At 73.2% G+C, this 2,529-nt stretch carries 2 protein-coding genes and 1 pseudogene; all 3 read left to right on the plus strand.

Annotated elements, in window-relative coordinates; translation table 11 throughout:
- The first annotated feature begins 111 nt into the window (after positions 1–111).
- Positions 112–813: a TetR/AcrR family transcriptional regulator gene (locus BN12_RS21025; protein WP_083454827.1), complete on the plus strand. Its 702-nt coding sequence runs from the start codon at positions 112–114 to the stop codon at positions 811–813.
- Positions 810–1,712 (plus strand): ABC transporter ATP-binding protein, encoded by a 903-nt coding sequence (locus tag BN12_RS21030; RefSeq protein ID WP_048555519.1) that lies wholly within the window; start codon positions 810–812, stop codon positions 1,710–1,712. The genes BN12_RS21025 and BN12_RS21030 overlap by 4 nt, the downstream gene beginning before the upstream one ends.
- Positions 1,709–2,529, plus strand: a pseudogene (locus tag BN12_RS21035) (hypothetical protein); the annotation flags it as partial. The gene BN12_RS21030 and the pseudogene BN12_RS21035, both read left to right, overlap by 4 nt.

The raw sequence follows: 2,529 nt of genomic DNA on the forward strand, positions 1-2,529 counted from the left end.
TGTCCCGTCCGAGCCGTCACAACCACGACAAGCCCGCACGTGCCGAGTTGATGTCCCCGGAGACCGACCTCGGTCTTGAATCACACTGAACGAACGTTTAGGATACTAAACATGCGTTCAGGCGATACCGACGTCACGGCACGCGCGACCATCCGGGACTGCGCGCTGCGCCTGTTCGCCGAGCACGGGCCGGACGCGGTGACGATCCGCCAGATCGCGGCCGCCGCGGGCGTCTCGCCGGCCCTCGTCCTCCACCACTTCGGGAGCAAAGCGGGCCTGCGCACCGCCGTCGACGACCACGTCATCGGCGCCTTCGACACGGTGACGGAGAGCCTCGACGAAGCCACTCTCGGCGAGGCGGCGGCCGGTGGCTCGACGGCGTCGCTCGCCGGCGCGTTCGCCGAGGGGTTCCCTCCGGACTCCCCCCTCCCGGCATACCTGCGCCGTCTCCTCCTCTCCGGCGACCCCGCCGGTCAGCGCCTCTTCCAGCGCTGGTATGCGATGGGACGCGACCTCCTGCGGGCCTGGGACGCCGCCGGGGTGACGATCCCGGCCGAGGACCCGGACGTCCGCGCGGCGTTCCTCATGTGCAACGACCTCGCCCTCGTCCTCCTCCGCGACCACATCGAACGGGCCATCGGCACCGACCCGCTCTCGGAGGAGGGGATGCGCCGCTGGGTCGCCGAGGCGATGGCCGTCTACGGAGGGCGCGCATTCCGGATTCCGCCGTCCGACACGAGCCCAGCGCCCGAGGCACCCGGCGGCCCCGAGGCACCCGGCGGCCCCCATGGCGAAGGGAACACGACGCGATGACCGATGACCTCGTCCTCGTCGACGGACTGACGAAGAGCTACGGACCGGTCCGCGCCCTCGACGGCCTCGACCTGCGGGTCACCCGTGGCGAGATCCACGGGTTCCTCGGGCCGAACGGTGCCGGAAAGACGACGACGATCCGAATCCTCCTCGGCCTCGTCCGGGCCACGGGAGGGATGGTGCGAGTCGTCGGCGCCGACCCGTGGACGGATGCCTCCCAGGTGCACGAGCGACTGGGTCACGTGCCGGGAGACGTATCCCTGTGGCCAGGGCTCACGGGCGGTCAGTGCATCGACGTGCTCGGGTCGGCCCAGGGTGGCCTCGACGAGAGCCGGCGCGCCGAGCTCGTCGAGCGCTTCGACCTCGACCCGACGAGACGGGCCCGGGACTACTCCAAGGGCAACCGCCAGAAGGTCGCCCTCGTCGCCGCCCTGGCCTCGCGCGCCGACGTCCTCGTCCTCGACGAGCCGACGTCCGGACTCGACCCGCTCATGGAGCAGGTCTTCCAGGACGTGCTGCGCGCCCGCCGGGCCGACGGCTGCACGGTCCTGCTGTCCAGCCACATCCTCGCCGAGGTCGAGGCGCTCGCGGACCGCGTGACGATCATCCGCCGGGGCCGGACGGTGACGACAGGGACGCTCGCGGACCTGCGCCGGCATACCCGGACCTCCGTCCATGCCGTGACCCGGGAGGTACCCCTGGGCCTCTCCGGCGCACCCGGCGTGGCCGACGCGGTGTCCGAGGCGGTCGACGGCGGGATCGACAGCCGGCTCACCGTCGACGCCGACCGTCTCGACGACGTCGTCGGCCGGCTCCACGACGCGGGGATCCGTGCGCTGACCGTCCGTCCGCCGAGCCTCGACGCCCTCTTCCTCGAGCGGTACGAGGAGGTCGCATGACCGGCCTCGGCACCGTCGTCGGCCTCCAGTGGCGCAGCCGACGCCACGCGCTCTCCGCGTGGGTCGTCGGGATGGTCCTAGCTCTCCTCCTCACCGCGCTCGCCGTCGCCTCGCTCTACGACACGTCGGCGGCCATCGCGGGCTATGCCGCGTCGGTCTCGGGCGCCGGGCTCGTCGCGATCAACGGACGCGTCGAGGGGCTCGCGAGCCTCGGCGGGATCGTCGAGGACGAGTTCGCGTTCCTCGCGGCCTTCCTCCTGCCCCTCTTCGGCATCTCCCTCGTCGCCGCCACCCACCGCGAGGAGGAGACCGGCCGGCTCGAGCTGCTCCTCGCGCGACGCGTCGACCGGCGCGCCCCTCTCGTCGCGGCTCTCGCGGTCGGGTCGGCGTCGGTCGTCGTGACGGTCGTGGGGTTCGTCGTCACCCTCCTCGTCGCGGGCATCGCCGCCGGCCCGGCCGTGCTCTACGCCCTCTCCCTCGGGCTGCTGGCAACGGTCTTCGGGGGCCTCGCGGCGCTCCTCACCCAGGTCGCGCTCCATACGCGGACCGTGTATGCCGGCGGCCTGGCGGTCCTCCTCCTCGCCTACGTCCTGCGCGGGGCGGGCGACGTGTCCCGGACGTGGGTCGCGTGGCTGTCCCCCTTGACCTGGGCCGAGCGCACCGCGCCGTTCGGGGCGCGACGCTGGTGGGTCCTCGGCATACCCCTCGTCGTGGCCTGTGCGCTCGCCGGACTGGCCGTCGCCATCGCCGGGAGGCGTGACCTCGGCAGCGCCCTCCTCCGCGGCCACGCCGGCCCGCCCCGGGCCGGGCGCCTCCT

The organism is Nostocoides japonicum T1-X7 (assembly GCF_001046855.1).
In the GTDB taxonomy this organism is placed as follows: Bacteria; Actinomycetota; Actinomycetes; order Actinomycetales; family Dermatophilaceae; genus Nostocoides; species Nostocoides japonicum.

Excerpts from the sequence above, each read along its gene's own strand:
- BN12_RS21025 (WP_083454827.1), top strand. The coding sequence starts at position 112 with ATGCGTTCAGGCGATACCGACGTCACGGCACGCGCGACCATCCGGGAC.
- BN12_RS21030 (WP_048555519.1), top strand. The coding sequence starts at position 810 with ATGACCGATGACCTCGTCCTCGTCGACGGACTGACGAAGAGCTACGGA.